The 1829-nt window shown below is 39.0% G+C and carries 1 protein-coding gene; it reads right to left on the bottom strand.

What is annotated here, in order from left to right; genetic code table 11:
- A partial coding sequence (locus Q4517_RS15365) for a hypothetical protein (protein WP_303511278.1) occupies positions 1-1829 on the bottom strand: 1829 nt, incomplete at both ends.

The raw sequence follows: 1829 nt of genomic DNA, 5'->3' as shown, positions 1-1829 counted from the left end.
TAAACTGTTACGGTATATGTTCCTGCTACCGTAGGATTTAGCGTTAATGTTGTACCTGCTAAATTCGTTCTTCCTACTGCTATACTTGGTCCTGCAACTTCATAAGCATAACTACTAGAACCTGAAGTTACTTCTAATGCTACAGTTGCTGCCATTGGTGCAGTACATGTTAGCTTCTTAGTCTCTGTTAACGTAAATACTAAATCTGGTGTGATTGTAACTGCTGTTGGCGTACCTTCTGTACATCCATTAGAATCTACTACATTTACTGTATAAGCATCTGCTGCTAAATTGGTAAATGTATAGTTTGCAGCATTCAGTATTTGCGTTTCTACTACTCCACTTCCGTTAGATAATGTATAAGTATATGTACCTGTACCTCCTGTTGCTGTTACTGATATACTTCCTCCTACTGTGGTATCACATGAATTGTCATTCTCAGTTACTGTAAATGTTACCGCTGCTGGATTTGCTATGACTACTTGATCTGTTGACTCACAATATAATCCGGTAGCTCCATTTTTATCTCGTACTACTACTGTATAATCTCCTGCTGGTAAGTTCGTAAAGATATTGTTTGAACTAAACGTGTTACCTGCATAAGCAACTCCTGGGGTAGCTGTTTCTTCTAATTGATACACATAATCTCCCCAACCTCCTGATCCGGTGGCTGTAATAGTAGCATCTGAACCATTGTAACAACTTACTACTGGGTTGGCAACTCCTGTTACTGATAATGGATCTGCTGGTTCTGCAATGGTAAAGTTTGCACTTTGTGCTTCACAGAATGGACTGTTAGTTCCCATATCTATTCGTACATAGTACTCTCCTGCTACCAATCCTGTGATTGTTTCTGGTGTACCTGCTGTTCCTGTTCCTGTTACTGCCGTTGCTGTACCTGTGGTAGCATCGTAAACAATATAACTATAACCACTTGTGTATGGTGGGGTACTTGGTACAAAACTTAAGACTGCACTTCCATTAGTATCTCCTTTACAATCTACATCATCTACATTGGTAATTAAAATATCAAAGGTAGGTTCTGGTTTTACCGTGTGATATACTTCTAAAATACATCCTGTTGCTGCATTGTATATCTCAATCGTATAGTTATCAACTGGCACGTCATTAAATACTGCTGCATCTGCATCTGATACTACATTTAATGTTTGTGTAAAAGGAGTAGCTCCTGTTCCTGTTATTGTATATTGAATGTTTGGTAATGCAGGTACTACTTTTACAGTGATATTCTCTCCTGTATTACAGTCTGTGTCTTTGATTACATTGATATCAGCTCCTGTCATTGGAGTAAACGAATCTATAACAGTGTTTTCTACTCCTGAACATCCTTTATCGTCGTAAACAGTGACTTGTACTGGACCTCCTGAGGTATTCGTTGTACTAAAACTTGTACTCGAACCGTCTTGGGTTATTGGACCGCTTCCGTCTGCTGGCGTATAAACAAATACATAACGTGTATAATTTGTTGAACCTCCTATAGTTCCTACCGGAATAGTTACCGTAGCAACATCTACAGTATTACCTGCACTACACCCAAATTGATCTACAACTGGTGTACTCGGTACTATTGGAGCGTATTCATCTATTACAATATCTGTAACGGTGAAAGTACATCCATTCGTTCCTTCTCCTGTAACTGAGTATGTTCCTGGTGGTAAATCTGTTATTACATTTCCTGTAATCGTTCCTGCTGCTGGAACTATGCTATAGGTTAATGGTAAAATACCATTATCTACAGCTGTTAAAGTGATTCTACCAGAATCATCTCCTGAACATAAACTAGCCTCGGCTACTGCCGTGAAACTAGG

It is taken from the genome of Tenacibaculum sp. 1_MG-2023 (assembly GCF_030547425.1).
Taxonomy (GTDB): Bacteria; Bacteroidota; Bacteroidia; order Flavobacteriales; family Flavobacteriaceae; genus Polaribacter.
Note: the sequence above shows the minus strand (reverse complement) of the source record. Positions and strands in the feature narration are given on the sequence as shown.